The sequence below is a fragment of the Centipeda flueggei ATCC 43531 genome (genome assembly GCF_000160695.1).
GTDB lineage: Bacteria > Bacillota > Negativicutes > Selenomonadales > Selenomonadaceae > Centipeda > Centipeda flueggei.
Genome location: NZ_GG694006.1, coordinates 324,547 through 348,501, shown reverse-complemented (window position 1 = coordinate 348,501; position 23,955 = coordinate 324,547). Strand labels below are relative to the sequence as shown.

The 23,955-nt window shown below is 51.4% G+C and carries 22 protein-coding genes, 6 pseudogenes and 1 riboswitch; of the genes and pseudogenes, 13 read left to right on the top strand and 15 right to left on the bottom strand.

The features are described from left to right. Nucleotides 1-304: 304 nt before the first annotated feature. A pseudogene (locus HMPREF0908_RS01710) lies at nt 305-955 on the top strand (magnesium chelatase domain-containing protein); the annotation flags it as partial. A gap of 685 nt (nt 956-1,640) precedes the next feature. Then, nucleotides 1,641-1,769: a hypothetical protein gene (locus HMPREF0908_RS11370; RefSeq protein WP_281042001.1), complete on the top strand. Its 129-nt coding sequence runs from the start codon at nt 1,641-1,643 to the stop codon at nt 1,767-1,769. 44 nt (nt 1,770-1,813) lie between these two features. Here HMPREF0908_RS11370 and HMPREF0908_RS01700 read toward each other — a convergent pair whose 3' ends face one another. After that, complete coding sequence (locus HMPREF0908_RS01700; protein WP_245522893.1) at nt 1,814-3,076, bottom strand: MFS transporter; 1,263 nt, start codon at nt 3,074-3,076, stop codon at nt 1,814-1,816. Between the two features lie 112 nt (nt 3,077-3,188). Here HMPREF0908_RS01700 and HMPREF0908_RS01695 point away from each other — a divergent pair, with 112 nt between their 5' ends. Both HMPREF0908_RS01695 and HMPREF0908_RS01690 read left to right on the top strand, forming a co-directional pair. Continuing rightward, nucleotides 3,189-4,595: an aminotransferase-like domain-containing protein gene (locus HMPREF0908_RS01695; RefSeq protein WP_006689688.1), complete on the top strand. Its 1,407-nt coding sequence runs from the start codon at nt 3,189-3,191 to the stop codon at nt 4,593-4,595. 93 nt (nt 4,596-4,688) lie between these two features. Next, a complete protein-coding gene (locus HMPREF0908_RS01690) occupies nt 4,689-5,381 on the top strand; it encodes an aspartate/glutamate racemase family protein (protein ID WP_006689687.1) in 693 nt (230 codons plus the stop codon). Between the two features lie 73 nt (nt 5,382-5,454). On the opposite strand, the gene HMPREF0908_RS01685 is transcribed toward HMPREF0908_RS01690, so the two are convergent. Next, nucleotides 5,455-6,072: an RBBP9/YdeN family alpha/beta hydrolase gene (locus tag HMPREF0908_RS01685; protein ID WP_245522892.1), complete on the bottom strand. Its 618-nt coding sequence runs from the start codon at nt 6,070-6,072 to the stop codon at nt 5,455-5,457. Here HMPREF0908_RS01685 and HMPREF0908_RS01680 point away from each other — a divergent pair. After that, on the top strand, nt 6,067-6,657 hold the full coding sequence (locus HMPREF0908_RS01680) for a flavin reductase family protein (RefSeq protein ID WP_006689685.1): 591 nt from the start codon (nt 6,067-6,069) through the stop codon (nt 6,655-6,657). The genes HMPREF0908_RS01685 and HMPREF0908_RS01680 overlap by 6 nt on opposite strands. Nucleotides 6,658-6,659: 2 nt before the next feature. On the opposite strand, the gene HMPREF0908_RS11170 is transcribed toward HMPREF0908_RS01680, so the two are convergent. Further along, nucleotides 6,660-6,836 (bottom strand): N-acetyltransferase, encoded by a 177-nt coding sequence (locus HMPREF0908_RS11170; protein WP_006689684.1) that lies wholly within the window; start codon nt 6,834-6,836, stop codon nt 6,660-6,662. Here HMPREF0908_RS11170 and HMPREF0908_RS11165 point away from each other — a divergent pair. Next, nucleotides 6,835-6,972: pseudogene (locus HMPREF0908_RS11165) on the top strand (magnesium chelatase domain-containing protein); the annotation flags it as partial. The gene HMPREF0908_RS11170 and the pseudogene HMPREF0908_RS11165 overlap by 2 nt on opposite strands. Before the next feature lie 257 nt (nt 6,973-7,229). On the opposite strand, the gene HMPREF0908_RS01670 reads toward HMPREF0908_RS11165, so the two are convergent. Together HMPREF0908_RS01670 and HMPREF0908_RS10895 are read right to left on the bottom strand one after the other, a co-directional pair. Next, a complete protein-coding gene (locus tag HMPREF0908_RS01670) occupies nt 7,230-8,639 on the bottom strand; it encodes an anion permease (RefSeq protein WP_006689683.1) in 1,410 nt (469 codons plus the stop codon). 4 nt (nt 8,640-8,643) lie between these two features. Beyond that, complete coding sequence (locus HMPREF0908_RS10895; protein WP_156778190.1) at nt 8,644-8,997, bottom strand: hypothetical protein; 354 nt, start codon at nt 8,995-8,997, stop codon at nt 8,644-8,646. Beyond that, nucleotides 8,956-9,130, bottom strand: a riboswitch (cobalamin riboswitch). (Overlaps the previous gene by 42 nt.) A 298-nt stretch (nt 9,131-9,428) precedes the next feature. Between HMPREF0908_RS10895 and HMPREF0908_RS01665 the strand changes: the two genes are divergently transcribed. From HMPREF0908_RS01665 to HMPREF0908_RS11405, 6 genes and pseudogenes are all read left to right on the top strand, one after another. Next, on the top strand, nt 9,429-10,373 hold the full coding sequence (locus HMPREF0908_RS01665; protein ID WP_006689680.1) for a LysR family transcriptional regulator: 945 nt from the start codon (nt 9,429-9,431) through the stop codon (nt 10,371-10,373). Then, nucleotides 10,348-11,937, top strand: coding sequence for a nitrogenase component 1 family protein (locus HMPREF0908_RS01660; RefSeq protein WP_006689679.1), 1,590 nt, complete (start codon nt 10,348-10,350; stop codon nt 11,935-11,937). Before HMPREF0908_RS01665 ends, HMPREF0908_RS01660 begins: the two co-directional genes overlap by 26 nt. 125 nt (nt 11,938-12,062) lie before the next feature. Further along, nucleotides 12,063-13,130, top strand: coding sequence for an ABC transporter substrate-binding protein (locus HMPREF0908_RS01655; protein WP_006689678.1), 1,068 nt, complete (start codon nt 12,063-12,065; stop codon nt 13,128-13,130). Between the two features lie 8 nt (nt 13,131-13,138). Then, on the top strand, nt 13,139-14,152 hold the full coding sequence (locus tag HMPREF0908_RS01650) for a FecCD family ABC transporter permease (RefSeq protein WP_006689677.1): 1,014 nt from the start codon (nt 13,139-13,141) through the stop codon (nt 14,150-14,152). Further along, nucleotides 14,149-14,916, top strand: coding sequence for an ABC transporter ATP-binding protein (locus HMPREF0908_RS01645; protein ID WP_006689676.1), 768 nt, complete (start codon nt 14,149-14,151; stop codon nt 14,914-14,916). Before HMPREF0908_RS01650 ends, HMPREF0908_RS01645 begins: the two co-directional genes overlap by 4 nt. An 11-nt stretch (nt 14,917-14,927) precedes the next feature. Next, nucleotides 14,928-15,035, top strand: a pseudogene (locus tag HMPREF0908_RS11405) (magnesium chelatase domain-containing protein); the annotation flags it as partial. 129 nt (nt 15,036-15,164) lie between these two features. Here HMPREF0908_RS11405 and HMPREF0908_RS10505 read toward each other — a convergent pair. Beyond that, a pseudogene (locus tag HMPREF0908_RS10505) lies at nt 15,165-15,446 on the bottom strand (type II toxin-antitoxin system YafQ family toxin). Further along, nucleotides 15,443-15,631 carry a type II toxin-antitoxin system RelB/DinJ family antitoxin gene (locus tag HMPREF0908_RS10500; protein ID WP_245522910.1) on the bottom strand — a complete coding sequence of 63 codons (189 nt, stop codon included), beginning with the start codon at nt 15,629-15,631 and terminating at the stop codon, nt 15,443-15,445. The pseudogene HMPREF0908_RS10505 and the gene HMPREF0908_RS10500 overlap by 4 nt, the downstream one beginning before the upstream one ends. Before the next feature lie 230 nt (nt 15,632-15,861). Here HMPREF0908_RS10500 and HMPREF0908_RS01635 point away from each other — a divergent pair. Then, nucleotides 15,862-16,371, top strand: a pseudogene (locus HMPREF0908_RS01635) (recombinase family protein); the annotation flags it as partial. Between the two features lie 4 nt (nt 16,372-16,375). Here HMPREF0908_RS01635 and HMPREF0908_RS01630 read toward each other — a convergent pair. From HMPREF0908_RS01630 to HMPREF0908_RS11155, 8 genes and pseudogenes are all read right to left on the bottom strand, one after another. Continuing rightward, complete coding sequence (locus HMPREF0908_RS01630; protein WP_006689673.1) at nt 16,376-18,046, bottom strand: ShlB/FhaC/HecB family hemolysin secretion/activation protein; 1,671 nt, start codon at nt 18,044-18,046, stop codon at nt 16,376-16,378. Between the two features lie 19 nt (nt 18,047-18,065). Then, nucleotides 18,066-18,614, bottom strand: coding sequence for a hypothetical protein (locus HMPREF0908_RS01625; protein WP_006689672.1), 549 nt, complete (start codon nt 18,612-18,614; stop codon nt 18,066-18,068). 11 nt (nt 18,615-18,625) lie between these two features. Then, nucleotides 18,626-20,020, bottom strand: coding sequence for a hypothetical protein (locus HMPREF0908_RS11160; protein ID WP_245522889.1), 1,395 nt, complete (start codon nt 20,018-20,020; stop codon nt 18,626-18,628). A 200-nt stretch (nt 20,021-20,220) separates the two neighbouring features. Then, complete coding sequence (locus HMPREF0908_RS01615) at nt 20,221-20,682, bottom strand: hypothetical protein (RefSeq protein ID WP_006689670.1); 462 nt, start codon at nt 20,680-20,682, stop codon at nt 20,221-20,223. A gap of 10 nt (nt 20,683-20,692) precedes the next feature. Beyond that, the gene (locus HMPREF0908_RS11095) at nt 20,693-21,577 is read right to left on the bottom strand and encodes a DNA/RNA non-specific endonuclease (RefSeq protein ID WP_211204777.1); all 885 of its coding nucleotides are present in this window, start codon (nt 21,575-21,577) and stop codon (nt 20,693-20,695) included. A gap of 175 nt (nt 21,578-21,752) precedes the next feature. Beyond that, nucleotides 21,753-22,346 (bottom strand): hypothetical protein, encoded by a 594-nt coding sequence (locus tag HMPREF0908_RS01605; protein WP_006689668.1) that lies wholly within the window; start codon nt 22,344-22,346, stop codon nt 21,753-21,755. A gap of 81 nt (nt 22,347-22,427) precedes the next feature. Beyond that, complete coding sequence (locus tag HMPREF0908_RS01600) at nt 22,428-22,892, bottom strand: hypothetical protein (protein WP_006689667.1); 465 nt, start codon at nt 22,890-22,892, stop codon at nt 22,428-22,430. Nucleotides 22,893-22,919: 27 nt separating this feature from the next. After that, nucleotides 22,920-23,708 (bottom strand): annotated as a pseudogene (locus tag HMPREF0908_RS11155) (hemagglutinin repeat-containing protein); the annotation flags it as partial. Nucleotides 23,709-23,955 lie beyond the last annotated feature (247 nt).

Here is a 23,955-nt window from a genome sequence, read left to right as displayed (position 1 = left end):
TGGGTACAAAAAATAGAGGGATTGCCCGATGCCCTATCGGCGATAATGCTACTCAAAAATATAATTACTGAACAAAATAATGCACATCCAATATGCTATACCATCTTTAGCTTAAGGATGTGTATTTTCTTTTAGTTGAAAGACTCTCAACATAAACAATGGGCGTGAAGAATACAAGATCAACACAGATTCCATTCGCCCGACCTAGCGTTTGGAATCTCTTTTTCTTTGCAAAGAATTATTAGGCATCTTCACCTCTTTTGTGTCATAATTTTCTTATATTTGAAATGTGGAGGGAAGGCCGTTGTTTGCAAAAACTTATGGTGCGATGACCCTCGGGATAGATGGACGGATGATCGACGTTGAGGTGGATGTGTCGCCGGGGCGGCCGGGTTTTGAACTGGTGGGGCTTCCTGATACGTCGATAAAGGAGTCGAAGGAGCGGGTACACACTGCGATTCGGAACTCCGGCATTCAGCTGCGGCAGGAGCGTGTGACGGTGAATCTCACGCCCGTCGATGTGCGAAAGGATAATTCGGGGCTCGATCTTCCGATTGCCGTCGGTCTGCTTGCATCCTACGGTATGGTTCCGGAGGCGGCGGTGCAGCAGGCACTTTTCTCAGCGGAACTCTCTCTCGATGGGAACTGCCGTCCGATCAGCGGCATTCTCCCGATGGCGATTACGGCGCGTGAGCGAGGTACGGAGTTTTACGTTGCACCGTCCAATGCAGATGAGGCACTGCTCGTCGACGGACTAAAGGTCTATGCGGTCGAGAATCTGGCGCAGCTTGTGCGTCATTTGACGGGTATGGAGATGCTGACTCCTGCTGTGCCACATCCAACAGAACAGAAAAAAGATGCGGCTTTTACCGATGACTTTGCGGATGTGCAGGGGCAGTATCAGGCGAAGCGTGCGCTTGAGATTGCAGCGGCGGGAGGCATAATGTATGGAATCTCTTGCGTAAGGGTATATTTCCACTCGACGATCATGTATATATGACACATTAGCTTTCAGATACTTCAGATAGATCAGGTCAATTACTTGATCTGCATTCACAAAACGCCGCACATTCAAACACTTAAACGCTTATCTGCACGGGCCGATCGAAGCGATGCTGCGTCTTGGAATTCCTAAGGTGAAAATCGCCAAAGCCCTCGGCACCGCATGCTCCACTCTGTACGCTGAAATAAAGCGCAGTACAGCAAGGCAGATGCGTTCAGACTGGACATACTATGACCAGCATTTTGCCGAAACTGGTCAAATCGTTTATGAGCGTAATCGCAAGAACGCAGTAAAGCCCTCCAAGCTCATTGCGCGTGGGATTTCACCCGATATGTAGAAGCCCCCGCATTCTTAAAGACAAGCATTCCCCTGGTGCGATCTGAGGGCTCAACAGACGTACATGTCTATTTGAGGTTCAGATCTGCACGAAGACCACCTAACTAAGAGATCGCTGCGGGGCACAGTTTTCACAGGTGTTTCATACGACCACCTGCGACAATGGGAGCGGTTTGCTCGTCTGCAAGACGCTGTTCCGGAGGCGAAGGCGTACTATGCTCGTCCTTACGTCCATAGGGAACGTGGAACGAAGGGGCAGCAGAATGCGCTCATTCGGTATTTCATTCCGAAGGGGATGGATATGACGAACTTGAGCGAGGAAGAAGTGGAGCGCGTAGAGGATTGGGTCAATACGCTGCCACTCAAAATTCTAGGTTATGAGGCGCTGCAAGAATGCTTCGATGCCGCACTAAAAAATCTTTGGCCATAGTTTTTGATTCTGTTATGTTCTGCTGTCTGATTTGATATTGCGACTTAGGATACATTTTGCGCGGAGGCAGGGATACGGCTGAGGAGAGCGGCGCAGCAGAGTGCAGCCGATGCGGCGCACACCTGAAGGGCGAGACCGTCCACATAGGTGGCGGGAGAGCTGAGGGATGCGCCGTCTCCCATGAGAAACTCACCCGTAAGCACAATCCCAAGTGCACCTGCGAGCTGCTGCCCCGTCGTCAGGATGGCACCGCCAACGCCCGCATCAGCCATCGGCAGATAGCGCAGGACAATACCCGTCGCAATGGGAATCACCGTGCCGTTGCCGATCCCAAGGAGAAAAAGAGAGAGGAGGACAAAGGGAATCGCAGTGGACAGCCCCGTGATCGAGCCGAGCAGGACGGCGAAGATGCCCGCGCTGGTACAGATCGTTCCGCAGATCAGTACGCGCGGCGGCGCGAACTTCCGCATGAGTGCAGGACCTGCGGACGAGGCGAGGACGAATCCCGTACCGACTGCCATAAAGACGAGCCCCGCCGTCTGCGGTGTGAGGTCACAGATATTCTGCAGGTAGAGACCGAGCACGACAAAGAAGGGGACAATGGCGGCGTACAGGCATACGTTGAGAAAAATTCCGACCGTATAGCCACGATAACGAAAGAGTCGAAGAGGACTTCCGAGCTGCTTTTGGTGTGCCCCGTGTGCAGCGTTTTGGCCTGTGGGCAGCGACCTGCAGCCAATGCCGGCGATCAGGCAGATCGGCATGTTGGCAAGGAAAATCATGCGCCAACCGAGTCCGAGGAAATCCCATGCGGGAATCCAGCCGCCGAGTATCTGCCCCATGATCTGTCCGAGTCCAATGGACACGCCGAATGCGGATAGTGCCTGCACACGTGCATTATCTTCGTATGAGACACGAATCAGAGCAAGTACCTGCGGCACCATGACGGCGCCCGAAAGCCCCTGCAGAAGGCGTGCGACAACAAGCTGCGGTGCTGTCTGAGCAGCACCGCAGAGCAGCGAGGTCACGGCAAAAAGAAAAAGCCCGAGACGGTAGATACGTCGCCGTCCGAAACGGTCGCCAAGGCGCCCGCCGACCATCAGCCCCGCCCCATAGACGAGCGCGTATCCGCTCATAATGCCCTCGAATTCTGCAGCCGACGGATGTAAGGAGGAAATAATGGCGGGGGCGGCGACATTGATAACGAACTGGTCGAAGATGGACAGGAACGAGCCGACCAGGATAAAGGGCAGGATATAAAGTGAGGCAGATATCGCTGTGCACGTTGAAGTAACGTTGTTTTTCATCTCCACTGGCATCCCCTTTGTGATATAATACATACAATTATTATGTTAGACTGCTTATTGTATGATTTCAACAGTAAAATTGTATGTATGACAATGTTGTAGGAGATGTCCTATGCCCATCAATTCGTTCGATAATTATCCGATGACATGGAGTCCCGCACGCGCGGGGCTCCATCCTCCGTTCTATCGTGCACTTGCCGTGCAGCTTGAACGGGATATCCTCAGCGGACGACTGCCGCCGCATACAAAACTCCCGCCGCAGCGGGAGCTTGCCGACTACCTCGATCTCAATCTGAGCACGGTGACGCGCGCCTTTCGTCTCTGTACGGACAAGGGGCTGATCTATGCGGTCATTGGGCGCGGGACGTTCGTCTCGCCGAATGCAGCATTGTCGAATACAACAGGAGATACGAAAAAGCCCCTTATCGAACTTGGCAGCATACATCCGTACGATTCACTTAGCGAGATTCTTGCGGATACCGCGCGGGAGATCCTGCGCGGCAGGGATGCAGCGCGGCTCTTCACGCTTGGCAGTGCGCAGGATGAGGACCGTCATGCGCGGACTGCGTGCCGCTGGCTTGCACGTTTTTTTCTCACGGCAGAGCCGACGAATCTCCTCCTTACTGCCGGAACGCAGAGTGCACTTGCAATCGTACTCACTGCGCTGTTCGATGCAGGAGATCGAATTGCGGTGGACAGGTATACGTATGCGAATTTCATCAGCCTTGCAAAACAGCTGAACATCCGCCTCATCCCCATCGAGGGAGATGCGGACGGGATGCTGCCGGATGCGCTCGCACAGCAGCATCAGCAGATAAACATCAAGGGTATCTATCTTATGCCGTCCTGCGCGAATCCGACTGGCATCGTCATGCCTGAGGAGCGGCGCAGGGATATTGCAGCAGTGCTGCGTAAGCACAACATCCTTTTGATTGAGGACGATGCCTACGGCTTTACGGCACGCGGGAACGCTGCGCCCATGACCGTGCTCCTCCCGCGGCAGTCCGTTTATCTGCACAGTCTTTCAAAACTTACCTGTCCCGGACTGCGTGTTGCATACATGCTTGTTCCATCGCATTTTAGGCAGCTCATTCGAAGAGCGGCGCGCAGCATCAGTATGGCGATCCCGCCGCTGAGTGCCGCGATTGCATCAGAGCTGATTGCCAGCGGCGCGGCGGAGCGTATAATGCGGGAGAAATGTCGGCTGACTGAGGAGCGCAATCGCATCTTTCGAGGGCTCTTCCCTGCACATACGGGGAATACACGCAGCTTCTTCCAATGGATGCCGCTACCTGTGGGATGCGGTGGGGCGAATTTTGAGGCGCAGGCGCAGCATCGCGGTGTGCGTGTCCTCTCGTCGGATTGCTTTGCCGTCGGCAGCGAGGCGGAGCATTCCTTTATCCGTCTTGCCCTCTGCTCACCGCCAACGAATGAGGAGCTCGTGCGCGGACTGCGGATTGTTCATGATCTGATGGAGGAAAATACGATCCCGCCGCAGACGGAGACATTGATCCTTTAGGAAGAACAAAGGCAGAGCGGGGTGAATTGTCCTCCCTACAATTTTTACCTTGTCATGACGGACGGGCGGTGTTATCGTAACGGCAGAGGTGATATGATGAAAACAATAGGGCTGATCGGTGGTATGAGTTGGGAAAGTACGGTGACATACTATCAGGTCATCAACGAAACGATAAAAAAGCAGCTGGGCGGTCTGCACTCTGCAAAATGTATTCTATACAGTGTTGATTTTGATGAAATCGAGAAATATCAAGCGAGCGGGGAATGGGATAAGAGCGCAGATGTTTTGTCTGAAGCCGCACAAGCATTGGAACGGGCGGGGGCAGATTATATCGTAATCTGCACCAATACGATGCACAAGGTAACACCTGAAATCGGCAGGAGAATTCATATCCCAATCCTGCATATTGCGGACATGACCGCTGTACAGCTAAAGAAACACGGCATCCGAAAAGTCGGCCTGCTCGGCACGAAATATACCATGCAGCAGGATTTCTATAAGAACGTTCTGATCAGACAGGGGATTGAGGTCATCATTCCGAACGATGATGTCGATGTCGTCAATCGCATTATTTACGATGAACTGTGTCTTGGGAAAATCTTGGAGGAATCCAAAGCCGTATATCTGGACATTATTCATGAACTCGCACGGAACGGGGCGCAGGGGATCATCCTAGGATGTACTGAAATCGGACTTCTTATCCAGCAATCCGATACCGATATTCCACTCTTTGATACCACACGCATTCATGCGAAGCAGGCAGCACTCAAATCACTTGAGCGATAAAAAGAGATTCCATTCGTCCGATTGACGTTTGGAATCTCTTTTCTATTTCATCGGCCAGGTATTCTATTTGCAATTATTCCATCATGCGGGACAGTACATCGGCAGCAATGGGGAGTGTTGTCACGCCGTCAGCGTCCAGATAATGCCTGCCCGTCTTGGTCTCATAAAAGACTGCATCGAACCGTTCGGCAAACGAGCGGCTGAACTCGTGGGGGACAATCGGATCGTCTATGGCGGAAACAACAGCTCTGTTTGGGATTGTTCTTGAAAGCAGTTTATAGTTTGGGATTGTGGCGGTGAATTCATCGAGGAACGAAAAGTCTGGAATCGGCTGATCGAATCCGGAGACGAGCACAGTGCCGCCGATTGGTGCAGCGACTGTTTGTAAATATCGCAGCGTTGTAATGCATCCCAGACTATGGGCAATAAAATAGGTGTTTGATGTTACGCTCGTGAGATGCTCTGAGAGAAATGATATCCATGTTTTGCAGTCCGGCTGTGCTGGTGTCGGCATATCGATGGATTCAGTGGTAACACCTTTGTCTGTCAGAAATTTGTTCAGCCAGGGGAACCAGTGCCGCGTGGATGATGCGTCAAACCCGTGGTTCTTATCAGGTGTTTGATTATGGGGGCTTGACGCAGATGGTATGCTGAAAACAGATTCATTGACGGAAAGGAGCATACGATGCATCAAAGAATTGAGCGATTTGGGTTTTACTACGGGTTTCCCGTGTTTTTCATGACAACGAAGGACTGCGCGACCGGCGCGGACGATCTGACGCCGCTGTCCTCGTCCTGGACGCTTGGCAATACGATGGTGATCGGCATCGGTCAGGGGAATAAAGGCTTTCAAAATCTGGAAGAGGGTGCGGAGGCGACGTTCAGCGTGCCGGACAGCACGCTCTATGAGCAGCTGAAGCGCATTGAAAAAATGACGGGCGTCCGAGAGCCTTCCGGCGTGAAAAAAGAGCTCGGCTATACCTATTGCCCGGATAAATTCGCCGCCGCCGGCCTCACACAGCTGTCCGGCGAGACGGTGCGGACAGTGCGGATTGCGGAGTGTCCCATCCATATCGAGACCGTCGTGGAGAGCATCACGCCCAAGGATTGGTTCGCCGTTGTCGTCTGCCGGATCACGGCGATCTTCGTCTCGGATGAATTGTTGCGGGACGGACGGATTGACACGGCGAGGTGGCACCCGCTCATCTACAAATTCAAAGAGTATACGACGACGGGCGAGCGGCTCGGTCTGAATTTTGGGTTCAGCGAGTACTGAGATTACAGTACGTCGCGGTACTCCTCTTTGCTCGTCATCATCTTCGCGGCGTAGGAGCAGAGCGAGACGATCTTCTTCTCAGCATGGCGCGCCTCGGCGACGACCTCCTCGATGAGAGGGGGATTGCCCTTGTCTGGACGTTCAATTTGTGAAGGAGTGGAAGTGCAAGTATAAGGCAAGGCGACGGTACGGAATGCACTTTTCTTAGCGGAACTCTCTCTCGATGGGAACTGCCGTCCGTTTAGCGGTGTTTTCTCGATGGCGATTACGGCAAGGGAAAACAGATTAACGGAGTTCTATGTTGCACCGCCCAATGTGGTGAAGAATTTCATCTGACAACATTTCTGTTTTTGTATATTTCCTAGGAATTTGCCGAACGCTGTCCAACCAATATGAGCGGGGGACAGCGCCAGCGTGTAGGAATTGCACGTGCATTGTTATTCCGGATGTGGAAATCTTCGCATAGCAGGTATTTCAGCAAGATAAAGAGCAGCGATGAAATGACCTGACCCCCAAAAGTTAGACTTGAGAAATCTAACTTTTGGGGGTCACTACAAAACGTTGCTCTTTTTTTACCAAAGACCCAAAACTTTCCACCATGCTGCGCCGATTGTCAGGTAGATCAGCGTCGTAATGGTCGTCATGATGAAGCCGTTCTTCCACCATTCGCTTTGCGAGACATAGCCTCCGCCAAAGTAGATGGGGGCGCAGCCGTTGCCGTAATGCGTGAGGGAGATCGGCACATCGGCGAAGATGCCGAAGATGATGGCGACCAAAAGGGGCGGTGCACCGACGCTGACGCTGACAGCGATGAATGCCGCATAGAGGGCACTGATGCGTGCCGTGACACTGGCGAAGGCGTAGTGGATGTAGGTGTAGAAGAGCAGGATGATGAGGCAGGAAACGACCCAATCGAAACCGAGCGACGAAATCGCCGCGCCCGCACCGTTGGCGATCCATGTGATGATGCCCGATTTTGCGAGAGCCGAAGCGAGTGTCATCAAAGAGCCCATCCAGAACATCGCGTCCCATGCACCCTTTTCCTGGATGACGTCCTGCCAGTTGATGATGTCGAGTATCAGCATGAGGCAGACTGCGCCCATGGCAACGGGTGTCGCGTCGATGTTCGTGAGGCCGGAGCTTGCCCAGAGTGCGAGAGAGACGACGAAGATGACGGAAAGCCCTTTTTCCGCAAGGCTCATCGGCCCCATTTCGGAAAGCTCACGCTGTGCCAGATCCTTGGCGTCCGGAATACGCACGAGTTCGGGCGGCGAAAGTTTCATCATGACATAGGGGACGAGCAGGAGCGCGATGAGTCCCGGCACGATTGCGGCGCTCGCCCAGCCCATCCACGTGACCTGAACGCCCAGCGTCTTCTCTGCGAGCGCCACGCAGAGCGGGTTGCCCGCCATCGAGGTCACGAACATCGTGCAGGTCACGGCGTCCGTATGGTAGCCGACCTGCATGAGGTAGGTGCCGATGCGGCGTGCGCTCTCACCGGGTTTCGAGCCTAGAGCCTCCGCGAGTGAACGCACGATTGGATAGAGAATGCCGCCGCCGCGCGCTGTGGCCGAGGGCGTCGCGGGCGAGATCACAAGCTCGCTCAGGGCGATGGCATAGCCGAGCGACAACGCGCTCTTGCCGATTGCCTCGATGATGCGGAAAGCGATGCGTTTGCCGAGTCCGCTCTTGATGAAGCCGCGGGAATAGAGGAACGCACAGACGATCAGCCAGATCGTGCTGTTGCCGTAGCCTGCCAAGGCATCGGACGTCTTTAGCAGGCCTGCCCATGCGGAGAAGGAAATCGCGATGAAGGCCACCGCGCCGATCGGCAGCGGATGCAGGATAAAGCCCAGCACTGTCGCGATAAAGACCGCAAGCAAATGCCAGGCAAGTGGTGTGACTCCGTCAGGAACCGGCAGGAACCATAGGATGAGTCCGACGCCGATCGTGATGAGTGCATTTCTTCTCTTCGTGTTCATGTGTTCACCCCATCAAAAATATGAGTTCTTCGCCGCAGTCCCCTTTTTGCTGAAAGCATTTCCTGCGACGCCCATGGAAGCTGTAGATTTGCAGAGCATACGTCCGAGGTCTGTGAGAAGAGGTGCTGTTTTGCGTCTTGGACATTCGCAAAATAAAGGCAGCCCCTTTCTGCGAATGAGAGAAGAGACTGCAAAATATCCTTGCCTCGCCGCGTGCAGCGCCGAAGTGCAGAAAATCACCGCCGAAACGACGCCGCAAAGATGCGGATCGATCCGGCGCAAGACGCAGATCCCCTCCCCGTCGCTCGCAGGTCAGACGGTGATCGTTGATCAGGCAGTTCTCCTGGCTCCAGTTCATCGCTCCTCTGCGCCTTCCCAAGTTTCCTCAGTGACGTTTCCTGCAGATTCGCTCGCTGACACAGTGGCGGGACCGCGCCGGCTCTTCCGGCTTCTCTATTGAGTCTTGCGACACCTGATTCATCAGTATGCTGTTTGTCGTGATGATGGCTTCCGTGAGGAAGAATATCACTGCTTCTGCCTATTGTCAAGAGAGAGGCGGAAGGAGTCGAATCATCGGCTTGACTGTACGCGCTGATTGACGTTTAGATGTTTGAATACACGGTGTTTTATGGTAGAATGAGCGTCGAATATACTGGTCTTGGCAAAGGTGTTTTGCCGGAACGATTTTGTATGTTCGACTTTTTATGTGTCCAATTTCATTTTACAATGAACGATTTCTTCTCTACATTTTTTTGAGTATTTCGTACTTGCCAATGAGGATAGATACGGATGGAGCTAAAGATATTCACGACGTTCAAGACAATTGTACGCACGGGCAGCTTTACAAAGGCGGCGCGTCTCCTCAGTTACACGCCGTCGACGATTACGTTCCACATCGCGCAGCTGGAAAAGCTGACGGGCGTACCGCTTTTTGAGAAAAGCGGGCGGCGCATGATCCTGACAAAGGCGGGAGAGGAACTGATTCCGTATGTGGACGAGGTGCTTGCTGCAGTGAAGAAGGTCAAAAGCTTTCAATACGGCATTGCCACCTATCAGGGGACGCTCACAGTCGGCGCGCCGGAGTCACTGCTCTGTTTCCGTCTGCCCCCACTGCTCCAACGTCTTCATGCACATGCACCGCGCGTCGATCTGCGCCTGCGTTCGCTCACGAGCCGTGATGTTGTTGCGGCACTCAGTGAAGGGCAGATCGATGTCGGTCTCGCGTACACGATTCAGGAAAGAGATAAGGAAAGTCTTGCATTCTGGATGTTTGAGGAAAATCCCGTGCATTTCTACACCTCGGTTGATGTGGCTGTATGGTGCCCGAACTTTCGTGAGAGGGAAATGGAGATTAACGAGATGCCGCTAGTTACAATGCCGTATCCGGGCGAGATTCGTCAGATGGTGGATGATTATCTGCGGAAACAGGCGATCTCATTTACGAATATGATTGAACTGCGGAGCACACAGACGATCATCAATCTGGTTGAGAACAACATGGGGGTTGCACCACTGCCAGATTATGCAGTACGACAGCGCGTCGGCCTCGGCCGGCTGTCTGCAGCGCAGTCGGATCCGATGACTGTCACGTCATACTACGGGGTTCATCGGAATAAATGGCGCAGCCCTGCAATGAATCTTTTTCTCGAAATCCTTGAGGAAGAGAGTGGACTCTCGGGTGGGGAGGCACTGCTGCGTTACGGGGAGGATGCGGATGCAGCCAATCGTCGTTGAGGACATTAAAGACTTTGATACGAGCCTCGACAGACTGTGGGCACGACGCGATCTCGTCGTCGTTGCGGCAGGGGCACTCATCTGTTTTCGCTCCATTTACCGGCGCGCACGGCAGATCGGAGCACTCGGGCAGTTCCGCTATGCTGCCGTGCGGGCAGAGGATTATGTGCTCGGAACGGCGGAGGAAGCGATCCGAGATGCGGTGCGGGATGCCGCACGCCTTCCTGGCACACGCGCGGTCGTGATCTATCTCTCCTGCCTCGACATCCTCACACGCCCAGATTTTTCAGACATCGAGCGCACACTTTCTGCGGAGACGGGCTGCATCGTGCGCTGTTTCTTTCGCGGGCCTCTGGCAAAGGCGGACGGCATCCGTCACGAGACTGCAGAGGAGATCCTCGCCGCACTGCCGCCGGAGGAGGGGACGGTCACGGCATCAGCCCAGCTGCCGCCGCCGATGAGCGATACGGCAGGCGTGGCGGATTTCCTGCGGAAAGAGGGCGCGGCGCATGTCCTTGTCACGCCGTCGGGCTGCCGCAATGCGCTCGCACGCATGGATCTCATGCCGGGGCGCAGCGATATCTATGCGCTCATACCGCAGGCAGAGGACTACATCTTCGGCATGGAGGAGACTGCTGCCGCAGAGACTGGTGCGCTTGCGGCAGAGGGCGCGTACCGCATGGTGCATCTCCTCAGTTCGCCGGTGCCCGCGTTTATGGCGATGGAGACGACGCCTGTTCTGCATGCGGCGGAGGAACATGGCTGCCGCGCATGTGCCTCACCGACGGACGGCTTTCATGATGCCGTGTACGGTGCTGCAGAGGCGGCACTTCGTCTTGTGCAGGAGGCGGCCGACGGATGGCGGGAGGCGGGACGGACAGCTCTCATCCTCGGGTACAGTCCGCTGCTGTTCGGCGATATGGCGCAGCTGGATGCCCCGATTGATTTTCTCACTGCGTACGGCTGCAATGTGTGCATTGCAGGACGCGATGCACTGACCGAACGCCCTGCGCTGGTCTGGCTGGTATCTGCTGCCGGTGTGTCTGCGGCGGAATGGCTGCACAGGGAGTGCGGTGTGCCCGTTGTCCGCAGCCTGCCGCTCGGGGATGCCGGCCGGACGGCCTGGCGGGCTGAGATCGCTGCGGCGCTCGGTTTGCCCTCAGAGGGCACATTTGCGGAGCAGACAGCGGGAGATATGCGTGCGGATAAGATCCTCATCATCGCCGATCCGATTGCTGCCGTAGCCATTGCTTATCTGCTTCGTTCATATGGGTTTTGCAATATCCACAGCGCAGCCTATGCGTGGGGAGAGGAGACAGCAGTACTTTATCGGCAGGCAGCCGATACCGACGTGCTCGTCTTCCGTACGGCTGCAGACCTGCAGTCTGCATGGAATGCGGCAGATGCTGTCATTGCCGATCCTGCGCTGCTGCCTGTGATGGGGGAGAAGCGTATTGTTCCGCTGCCGTCGGGGCTGCTTTCGGGCAGAGATGCTGCAGGAGAGGGAAGTGGTGTACTTGGCGCGGACTTCACTTCGCTATTACAGGCACTTCTGAAACAATAATCATTCGAAAATATTGAAGTATTGTTTCGAATTTATTCAATTGCATTCGATTAAAGACTATGATAACCTTTCCGTCAATTGATAATCTCGGGCGGATATTTAAGTGTAGGCAGAAATAGGAGGACATGATGACACATCGTTTTTCATTCGGTCTCCTTGCGGGACTGTTGCTTATATGCGCTGTGCTCGCAGGATGCGGATCACAGCAAACGTCCGCGCCCAAGGCGGAGCGGGTCGTGACGGACACGGCCGGACGCGAGGTGCATTTGCCGGAAGAGGTTAAGAGCATCGCCGTTGTGCCGATTCCGTGGGCATCTGTTGCCTTTGCGGTAGACGGTTCGGCCGACCGCATTGCGGGCATGCACCCGTCGGCGAAGGCGTCGTATGAGAAGTCCATGCTCAAGGTGCTTGCGCCGGGGATGGCGAATGCCGCAACAGACTTTGTCGGGCAGGACTTCTCCATCCACATGGAGGAACTCGGCAAGCTGAACCCAAGCGCCATCATCGTCTGGAACTATCAGGAGGATGAGATCGCGCAGCTCGAGAAGTTGAAGGTTCCCACGATTGCACTGAAGTACGGTACATTGGAGGATGTCCAGCAGGGCATCCGCGTCATCGGGCAGGTGTTCGGCAAGGAGGAACGTGCCGAGGAACTTGTGCGTTTTCAGCAGGACATCATGGCGTATTTTGAGACGAAAAAGGCGGCGCTCGAAGGCAAAGCAACGCCGAAGGTACTCTACCTGCGCGATCGCGATCTCAAGGTTGCAGCGGGCGGAACCGTCAACACGATGATGATCGAGACGGCGGGCGGCGTGAACGTCGCAAAGGATGTGCAGGGGCAGTGGACGCCGGTCACAATGGAGCAGATTGCCGCGTGGGATCCCGATGTCATCATCCTCAGCAATTTTGACCCGATTCAGCCGGCCGATCTCTTCGAGGATAAACTTGAGGGACAGAACTGGAAGAATATCAAGGCGGTGCGTGAGGGGCGTGTCTACAAGGCTCCGATTGGTCTGTACCGCTGGGATGCACCCTGTGTCGAGACACCGCTGATGATCAAGTGGATCGCGCAGAAACTGCATCCGGATGTTTTTAATGACTACCGTCTGACGGATGATCTGCGCGGCTTCTATGAGAAATTCTTCTCATACACGCTGACGGATGCCGATCTCAAGATGATTCTGCACGAGTGAGCTGCCCGATGAAACGAAGCAATGCAGCTCTCTGGACGATCATGACGGTGCTGCTCATCGTTGTGTTCTTCCTTTCTCTTGCAGCGGGGCGCTTTGCGATCGAGCCGACGGCTGTCTGTGACATTCTCATGCGCGCGGCCGGAGGCAATGCGGGGACGGATATGGCATCGACCGTCGTTCTGGAGCTGCGCCTGCCGCGGACGCTCCTCGCCATGCTCGTCGGCGCGGGGCTTTCGCTCTCGGGGGCTGTCTACCAGGGCATTTTCCGCAATCCGCTTGTCAGCCCCGACGTGCTTGGTGTCTCAAGCGGTGCAGGGTTCGGTGCCGTGCTTGGCATCCTCCTCTGGGGGACAGGCACGGGAACTTCGGTTATCGCCTTCGTCTGCGGCATGGCAAGTGTCGGACTCGCGTACTACTTCTCGCGCAGCCGCGGCTCCGTCTCGATGATGTCGCTCGTGCTCTCGGGCATCATCATCTCATCGATCTTTTCCGCGCTCATCTCACTCGTGAAATATACCGCTGACCCCTACGACAAGCTGCCCGCCATTACCTATTGGCTCATGGGCAGCCTTGGCAAGGCGGACTTTGATAAAATCCAGATCATCGGACTCCCCATGATTGCCGCAGGGGCGCTCCTGATCGCGATCCGCTGGCGCATCAACATCCTCTCGCTCGGCGAGGAGGAGGCGCGCAGCCTCGGGGTGAATCCCGCGCGCATCCGCAACATTGCCATTGTCGCGGCGACGATCCTCACGGCTCTCTCGGTGACGGCCTGCGGCATTGTCGGATGGGTCGGGCTCGTCATTCCGCACATATGCCGCCGCATGGTCGGCGTCGATCATGCGCGGCTTTTGCCCGCTGCGTGCTTCACGGGGGCGATCTTCCTCGCACTCGTTGACATTTGCGCGCGGAGTCTCCTTGCGGCAGAGCTGCCAATCGGCATTCTCACGGCACTCCTCGGCGCACCGTTCTTTGCCTTCCTGCTGAAGCGTACGCGGGAGAAACAGGGGGATTGGTCATGATTACGGTGAAGAATGCCGCCTTTTCCTACGACGGCAGAAATGAGCTGTTCTCCGATCTCTCCTTCTCCCTCGCGGCGGGTGAGGTTCTCACCATTCTCGGGCGCAATGGCATCGGCAAGACGACGCTCCTGCGCTGTCTGCTCGGTATTCTGCCGTGGACGCGCGGGGAGTGTCTGGTGGACGGGCAGCGACCCGACCCTGCTGCGGTCAGCGATGTGATCGGCTATGTGCCGCAGAGCCATGCCCCCGCCTTTCCCTACACCGTCTTTGAGATGGTTATGATGGGGCGTGCGCGGCGCATCGGACTCTTTCGGACACCTGCGGCGGCAGACCGCGCGCGTGTTGCGGAGCTGCTCGATCTGGTCGGAGTCCTGCCGCTCGCGGAGCGTGCGGCGACCGAGCTGAGCGGCGGACAGCTGCAGATGGTCTACATCGCCCGCGCACTCGCGGTCGAGCCGAAGCTGATAATCCTCGACGAGCCGGAGGCACATCTGGACTTTCATAACCAGATGATTGTCCTGCGCCTGCTGAAGAAGCTGTCAACAGAGCAGAACATGACCATTGTCATGAATACGCACGCGCCCGAGAATGCACTCAAGATCTCGGACAAGAGCCTGCTCATGCGGCGCGGGGAGCACCTCTTTGGGCCGACGGAAAGCCTGCTCATCGAGGAGAACCTTCGTCGGTTCTATGACATCGACTGCCGCATCACAGAGACCCGTGTCGGGGATGAGGTACATCGGGGACTACTGACACTGCTGTAAATCTGCGGAGCTCTCTCGACGAGAACTGTCGTCTGAGCAGCGATATTCTCCCAATAGCGATTACGGCGCGTGAACATAGGCTGACGGAGTTTTGCATTGCACCGTTCAATGCAGTGGAGAATTTCATCTGACAACATTCCTATTTTTGTATACTTCCTAGACAAGACGAATCCCTCCTGTTGTAATTTTTATTTTACAACAGGAGGGATCTTTTTACTGTCCGTTCTCTAGGGAGCAGACCAAACAGCTTATTCATCGGATATATCTGCATGGGTTCCAGTTTTGACAAGAGTCAAGGTTAAGATATCGTTTTCAACGAAGTATATCAACAACCAATTCGGTTGAATATGGCATTCGCGAAATCCAGCCCCATTCCCATGGAGTTCGTGGTCACTGTATTTGGCATCCAACTTGTGCCCTTATCTCAATTCCTCGACAACATCATCCAGGAGCTTGAGGTTCAAGCCGCGTTTTTTGGCACGCTTGTAACTTTTCTTATAAGCGGTGGTGAATTTGATGCGATCGGTCATTCTTCCAATGCCATCTTTAAATCATCCATGTTGTCATAACTAGGGACATTCGGGTCGTAGGAGATCCTTCTTGCTGCTTCCATTGCCATCAAGGCAGTTTGCTTATAACGGGGTATTTCGATAGAAAACGGAATACCTCCACGAAGGACACACTGATGCAGAAACATATTAACGGCACCGGACATATCTAGACCCAGCTCGGAAAACAAAGCGCTGACCTGTTTTTTATGTTCCGGTCAATTCTTATTTGAGTGGGAACAGTTGACATGATGACCATACTCCTTCCTTTTAGAACAAGTAAAGCTTATTTAGTTTACGATGTAAAGCAAAACGTTTGAGCATAACTAGGGAGAGGCGGTCAAAGGTTTCATTTTTACAAAAGCAGAGAGCTGTGTGGGGGGAAGCAATAATCTCCAAGCCGTGCAGTACGAGGCATCTGACAGAAGAGGAAATCAAACGGATTTTCGTCAAGGCTCTGAACTCCTTGGTGGAAGTCAGAGAGAACGTGATTGCGGAACTCACGGAGCTGATTGACGGCGTTTGCCAGACAGAGAAGTTGATGGAGGAGCACGGTAAGATAGAGCAGGAACTCAGCGTTTTGGCAGAACGTCTTGAAACGCTGATTCGCGAGAATGCACGGGTGGCACAGGATCAGACGACGTATCTGAAACAGGAGAATGAGATTCGCGCACGCTATCTGGAAAAGCAGGGGGCTTTGGAGAAGTTGGACGAGCAAATCACCGAGAGGGAGAGCAAGAGAAACACCTTGGAGGGCATGATTCAACTGGTATGTGGTATCGACGGGGAGCAAGTTGAGTTCGATGAGGAGCTATGGGGCGGATTGCTCGATCACATTGTAGTCAAGGAGGACGGGCAGGTGGTTGTTGTTTTCAAGGGAGGGATTGAGATTGGTGTCGGAGGATGAAACGCTAGAACTTCATCCCGAGGGAGAATCCATACGTCACATCCGGCGTACGGAATCCTTCGGGTTTTTGTATGGGCGCGGCGGCGAATACGTCATAGGAGAGTGCATCCATTGCGCCGCGCAGCCCGAGCACGGTGCCCGCAATTACGTGTCCGTTGTAGACCTCCGTGCCGTATCCGTAAACTGCACCGACATCAAGCCCAAGATAGAGTTCTGCTTTTTGCTTCGGGAATCGTGTCGAAAGCTCATTTCGCAAATACCAGCCGTTTGTTCCCGTCAGTGTTGTTTCTCCGTCAAATCCGCGCACCGTATAGCGATTGCCCATGCTGATCATATCCACGCCGTAGAGCCGCATCCCATCCATCGTATACTGTCCGTGAAAGGATGTTGTAAATGTTGCGGGATGATGACAGAACTCGAACGGATGCACAAAATCTACATTGAGCAGCCACATCCGATAGAGTGTCTTAGGGGCATCGGGATAAGTTTTCTCCTTCTGTGCGCCAAGCCATCCGAGACCGAAACGGTGCGCCAGACGGAAATAGAGCGTATTGCGCTGCAGATAGAGCCGCTCAGCAAAGCCGACCGCCATCGACGTTTGGTGCATCGCTTGAATGGGCAGCTCAACACCGTTCAAGAAACTGTGTGAATTCCGTTTTCGCAGACGGATATCCATGCTCGTCTTCATCGCAGCCGAGCGATGGAGAACATAGTCCCATGACAGTGTAGAAATATTGGAATCGCCTGCACTGATGAAGTTATAGGGAACACTCTCTACCGTCTGATGATATTTTGAGCGTTGATAGGAAAACGAGAATGTATGCCGCCCATAGGGATAGGTATAGCTGATATTATGCCCGCGCGTTCCTTTCTCATACCCGTCGTGCGCCCCGTCGAGATTCATACCGATGCGGAGCATATCGTTCTTGTGAAAGGGCTGGTCGATACCGATGGACGTATACCATTGAAGCTTTCCCGTGTCCTCAAGCCCTGAATCATCCACCGAGATCGTACCGTAGAAATTCTTTCCACGTTTTACCGTGAGCACGACATCCGTTCTCTGTGGCTCATTGGCAGGCAGGAGCTGAACAGAGATATCCTGTGAAGGGAGACGCTTCGCCTGTTCAATGCCCTGTTCGATGTCCCGTACGTTGAGGATATCTCCCTCGTGAAAGGGAAAGAGATTCTTCCAGTAGAGATTATCACTGCCCTCGGCGAAACGAACAGTGCCAATATAGCCGATCTGCAGAACGAGACGGAGCTCCCCGGAGGAGAGATTTTGTTCCGGGATAGCAATACGGCTCGTGGAGAACCCACGAGCCATGAGGGACTGATTCATCGCATTGATGAGCTTGTTGATGTCGCTGAGAGACAGCTCCTTATTCTTGTAAGGGCGAGCGATACGTTCGAGGAAGCGGAATCGCTCCACTTGGTTCTCAATCCTGATCTGAGAGATGTGGAGTCGAACGCTCTCATCTGCGGGAAGATCAGCAGACGGGGGAGGGGCGACAATCGTCTCCACACGCTCCTCACCGAGTCGCTCCTGCCGCTCTGCCTCCTGCGCCCGTGACTGGCTGAGCTGCTCCTGCTGTGCAGGTGCGGCGATAGTCGGGGCAGCAGAGAGGGAGAGGATGGGGATGAGGAGTAGTAAAGAGGGGCGGTTGAGTGTTATCAAGTGATATCACCGTATACTTTCAAAGATTGATATTATTGTGTAATTTTTGTGGAAATTTATTTTCAACTTTAAGCAATAATTCTTTTGAGAATTTGATTTCGTCATTATACTCTCCATGAAGTTCCAAGGGTTCATCAATTGCCTCAAAAAATTGAATAGAACCTTTAAGCAGGGTCGTTAGTAGTTCTTTTTCTGGCAAGATGTATGTTTTATCATTCCACTCAGTGTACATTTTAATGAGATCGTTACCACACTCTTTGAAAGTGATCTTTGCCGGTTGGTCTGGCATGTATAGCCATCCTTCCCCTTCGTCTAAAACCATCTGAACTGCCAATGTGATATACATCCACCAATAATTAACATCGTCCCAATTTCTATAGGTGAAAATATTTTCATTGTTATAACTTAATAGAATTACCCCCTCTATATAGTTTCGGTCATCAATATATTTAGATATTTTTTTGAGACCTTCTGCATCCGTTGCTTCAGTGAACCATGAGGGTTGAATAAGATCCACGTCTACGATTTTATTTCTTGGATCACGCACTAAAGACTTACAAATGAACATACTATATCCTCCTACTCTTTAATATAAAACTGACCGATTCTTCCTTTTGTAAATCCTACAACGTAGTTTACTTCATTAATAACCCCCTCAATCTGTTTTTGGTAGAAGGAGGAAATATTTGAGAGAGAACTTCGATTTTGATATATGATCTCTTGAATTGTGTACTCTATATCTTTTATAGAGGTTTTTAGTGCAAAAAACGTTTGTTTTTCCTTCGCTGTTTTTCCAGCCCAGAATGCCGGATGATATCGTTCTAAAATATGTTTCATGCCAGATTTATCCAGTAGGATTTTTTGATTATCAATGATCCATACTTTTGGTTGGAATGTTTTTAGCTCGCTCACAACCCTATCAGCTGCGGCTTTGCTCAAATCCTTTATGAGTGGCTCTGTCAGGGGCTTTACTGCTTGAGCAACTTTAACAACCCTTCCGGCCCCCATATAATCTGCTGGATCTACGTAGTATGCTACACCTTGATCCACTTCTTTTTGAAAATCTTCTGAAGTTCCCTTCGTGGGAAATAGCTCCGTTTGTTTCACAACAAAATCTATTTTATCTTTCAGTGATTTTGTTGCGAATGGGTGCTCTGCCACATCAGCTTCCCAAATAACTGGCTTATGTTGCTCATCAAGGAAGATATCACCATTTTTATTGATTCCGACAAGAATGTCATCGACATATTTCCATCCGTAGATGCCGGGATTCTGTTTGCTTTGTACACTGCTTCGATCGTAAATATAGTTAGAGAATTGAAAATCCTTCCCTATATATTCAGAATCGACAAAACCGCTACCATTTCCAATACCGACGTATGTAAATGGATGCTTAGAGGATTTATTCACGTGATCTGTATATCGATTTAAGAAATGATTTACACTTTCTTCTGTATACCCTAGAGAATGCAGTCGATCTGCGACACGTACGATATTTGAAAATTTTTCTACAAGAATTTTCCTTGAATTTGCTTTTTCTGGTTCCTGCTCCATCATAAAATTATCTAAGTCCGTTAATAGCTGAATTGCTTCTGTCTCAGATAAGGTGCTTCCATCTTCTTTTACTAAGGATTCTTTGACCATCTCTACAAAAGTGTACTTGCCATCTACTGAGCCGGCATACATTTTATCTGGGCGATAAGCAAAACCAAAGAAGTTCCACTTTGTCCCACTCGCCGTCGCAGTTGCTCCTGCTGTTGCATTTCCTCCGATTGCCTTCGCCGCAGCTGCGCCGATGATGCCGCTGACGATCTGTGCCGTGCCGGGATCTAGACCCTTTAGGTTATTAATGAGTGCCTCGTTGAGTCCTGCACCGATGGCACCCGAAGCGAAGCCGGCGCCTGTGATCGCACTCATGATGCCGCCAATAGCGAAATGAATGGCGATCTTGCGTCCGCTGCCATCGTCCTTCAAGTTATGAGCGAGACGGAATGCCTCTTCGCGGAATACGCGCACGAGCTCCTGTTGTTCCTCAATCTTCTTCTTGTCAAAGATTCGGCCGAGCTCGTTCAGTGAGTTAGCAGTGTCACGGCTCAGCGCCGAGATATATCCTGCGTTGGATTCTCGCGGATGTGGATATGGTTCCGGGTACTGCCACAGAGTTTATAGAGAACTCAACTATTATTTTTGTTCGCTTTTACCTCCTGGAACCATTTATCAAAGATGTGTTCTGAGATAAATTCTGTTCCCGTTATTACGTTCTCATAGTTGTAATTGGCTTCTAATGCGTTCGATTTTACATCATATATCAATTTCATTTCTGTCGGTACAGATCGTTCATATTCCGTACATAATTTAGCGATTTTTTCCATATCTTCTGTTAGAATCCTTAGTACTGCAAGCTGACGATCATCTGATGTGTCATATAATAGATCAGTGCATCCAAGATTGCTATTTAGCTGATCCCTCTCAACAATTTTTCCGGAAATCATATAAAAGAAGTCACCATAGATCGAATTTGCCTCATATGCACAATAAATATAGATCTTATCTGCTCTGTCTTCAACGTATTCTAAACAAATCGAGACCATATCTGCTTGGAATTCTGTAAAATAATCTTCAAATATCTTTTTCATAATAATTCTCCTATTGCGTTATCGTTTTATGGTTTAATTTACCGTCTATCCAATATGCAACATCAAATGACGATGGTCTTGCATTAGATCCTTCATACAATACATTTACTTCAACTTGTACATTCTTTCCCTCCTTAATGGCCTTCGCCCACTCGTTCTCTAGTTTCTTGTACTCACTCAGATTTACATGTGAACTCTGAGATACCAGATTCGCGAGCTCTGGTGAACCCCCGAAACGATCTGCCGCAAGATGAGCTGCTTGGTCTCCTTCTTGTTTGCCAGGAGTATTCGGGTTGTGCCTGAGCCTCTTATCACGTTCAGTAAGCTGAAGATTGTCTGTCTTGAATTGGCTGAGACGCCCTGCCTCATCGGTCTTATACAAATACTCGAATTCTCCCGCCTTATATTGAATATTGGGGCGTAGAGACTTGCCATCCGGCATGTATATGTCTTTTGAGCCAGGCTTTATCCTTCCAAGATCTTCCAGCGGTATAGAAGAAGAGGCCGGTTTTCCTGCCGGCAAACGCACTGGAACATTCTTTTCGGTTCGTATAAGGCGTGAAATTCCCAGCACACCAGTCAATTTCTTTGCGGCTTTGAGATATTTTGCACCAGGAATGATCATTCCGACAGATCGTATAGCTTCTTCATAATTTCCATCTGCAACGTATAGGATTCCATCTGCTATACTTGCTGCAGAACCGACTGCTGGAATATATCCGAGAAAATCTAATACTTTGTGTGTGGTAAAGCTAAACTTTTCAAAAGAGAAAGTTTGCTGTCCTCGATCTTTTAATTGGTTGGGTTCGGGGATTAGATTAGATATATGACCATCGTTTTCTCCCAATGAAACAGTAAATGTATTGCCATCGTCCGTTGCCGATCCTAGGGTCACGCGACGTACAATTACCGCACCATTCTTTATTTCAGGGTGCGCATCTGCGTATTCGGGTGGTAGATCAAGATCTTTTAAGTTTCCTTCAGAATCAACAGAAACGCTAATAGTGTTTCCATTTTCATCTTGTTTTACGACAATAATACGTTCGTTTTCTTTAAGATCATCGAACTTTTCATTTTTTTAGTATTTCTTGTAATTTTTCTTTTATACGAGGATCTTTTTGATATTCATTCCACTTTGCCCCGCTTGCGGCAGCACTTGCTCCAGCTTGTGCATTTCCTCCGATTGCCTTCGCCGCAGCTGCGCCGATGATGCCGCTGACGATTTGGGCGGTGCCGGGATCTAAACCCTTTAGGTTCTTGATAAGAGCCTCGTTGAGTCCTGCACCGATGGCACCCGAAGCAAAGCCGGCGCCTGTGATCGCACTCATGATGCCCCCAATAGCGATATGAATGGCGATCTTGCGTCCGCTGCCATCATCCTTCAAGTTGTGGGCGAGACGGAATGCCTCCTCACCGAAGACTGCGGCAAGCTCCTGCTGTTCTTCGATTTTTGCCTTGTCGAAGATACGTCCGAGTTCGTTGAGCGAGTTTGCAGTGTCACGGCTGAGGGCAGAGATGTCCTGCGACTTATTCTCGCGGATATCGATTGTTCCTGCAGCAACAGCAGGTTTTGTTGTGCTGCTTGCATCTCCCTTGACGGGCATGGAGATGTTCGGGGCAAGACCGATGGTGTTGTAGACTTTGTTCTGCTCGTCCTCGGTCATGTTTTTATAGTTGTCGTATTTGTGGTAGGAGGCACCGATGCTCTTTGCACTGTAATCGGCTTCATTTTTGAGGTCGCTAACTCAACCTTCCTCTTTTTTCTTGACCTCCTCAAACCATTCTTCGCAAATATGTAATCCTAATTTTGTTTCAGAATCTGTCCATAGATTCTCATAGCAGTAGTCTGCTTTGAGGCTATTCTTTTTTACATCATATACCAGTTTCATTTCTGTCGGCATGTCTTTTCCATATTTCATGCAAAGTGTATAAATTTTTTCTATGTCCTCAGAAATAATATCCAATAGACCTCTTTGTCGCTCTTCAGATACATCATATTCAAAGCCTTCCTCCTTTCCTTTGATATCATTAAGTTGGTGCTTCTTTACAACTTTTTTAGTAATTTCAAAAAAACAATCACCATAAATCGTATTACTTTCATATGAGCAGTATATATATATAGCATCTGCACGCCAATCAACATACTCAAGACATATAGATACCATATCTGCTTGATATTCTGTAAACTTCTCCTCAAAATCGTTTTTCATAATCTGTCTCCTTTAATTGTCATTTATTTAAAATCGTTGTTTTTTTAGCGAGTTTGCCGTGTCACGGCTGAGGGCGGAGATGTCCTGTGCTGGATTCTCACGGATGTCGATTGTTCCTGCGGCAACGGCAGATTTTGTTGTGCTGCTTGCATCTCCCTTGACGGGCATGGAGATGTTCGGGGCAAGACCGATGGTGTTGTAAACTTTGTTCTGCTCGTCCTCGGTCATGTTTTTATAGTTGCCGTATTTGTGGTAGGAGGCACCGATACTCTTTGCACTGTAATCGGCTTCGTTTTTGAGATCGCTAAAGGAGAGTGTACCTGTGGAAAGATGGTTCTTGTCCGAAGTCGTCTTGCTCGCGATCACGCCGCCCTTAAGGTCGGTATTCTTTTCTACGTAGATATCAAAGCCTTTGCTTCCTGCGAAGAATCCTGCCTGATCGCGTGCACTGCGATAGTGGGAGTCGATATTTCCTTTACTGAAGGAACCTCCGATGTTGGGCATGGAAAATTTGCGGTAGGCATTTTTAGAACCTGGCGAAACAAGTTTATCGGTGGTTTTATCAAAGAAGTTGACGTTCCACGAGACACCAAAGCCGGTGGAGTGGTTGTCTTCCTCGTAGGTTTCTTTCTCCTGCAAGGTCTCAATCTTGAGATTCCCGCCGACCTTTGCCGTGATCTTCTCGCCCTGTGCCTTACTCCCGATGATGTCCATATCCTTGCCGGCGGAGGTGAGGCTGAGGTCGTTCTTTGCAGAAACGATGGTGGGGGAATAGGCGGTCACGGATTCTGTACTGTTGCCATTGCCTTTGTTTGCGCTGACGCTGGTGTTCGGGAGTCCCTACGGAGAGAAGGATGCACCGATGCTTGCAGCGCTGAATTTGTTTTCGGTTGAGATAATGGCTGTGTTTATTTTTCGTGAATCATAGTAGCTGAATTTCAGGATCATAGCTAGTGATGATATCGATAAACTCGTCCGATGTAATTAGGGTAAATTGCTTCACATGACGATACATTTCGATAGCGTCATTGCAACCGCCATATATTGATTCTTCTCGTGCCCA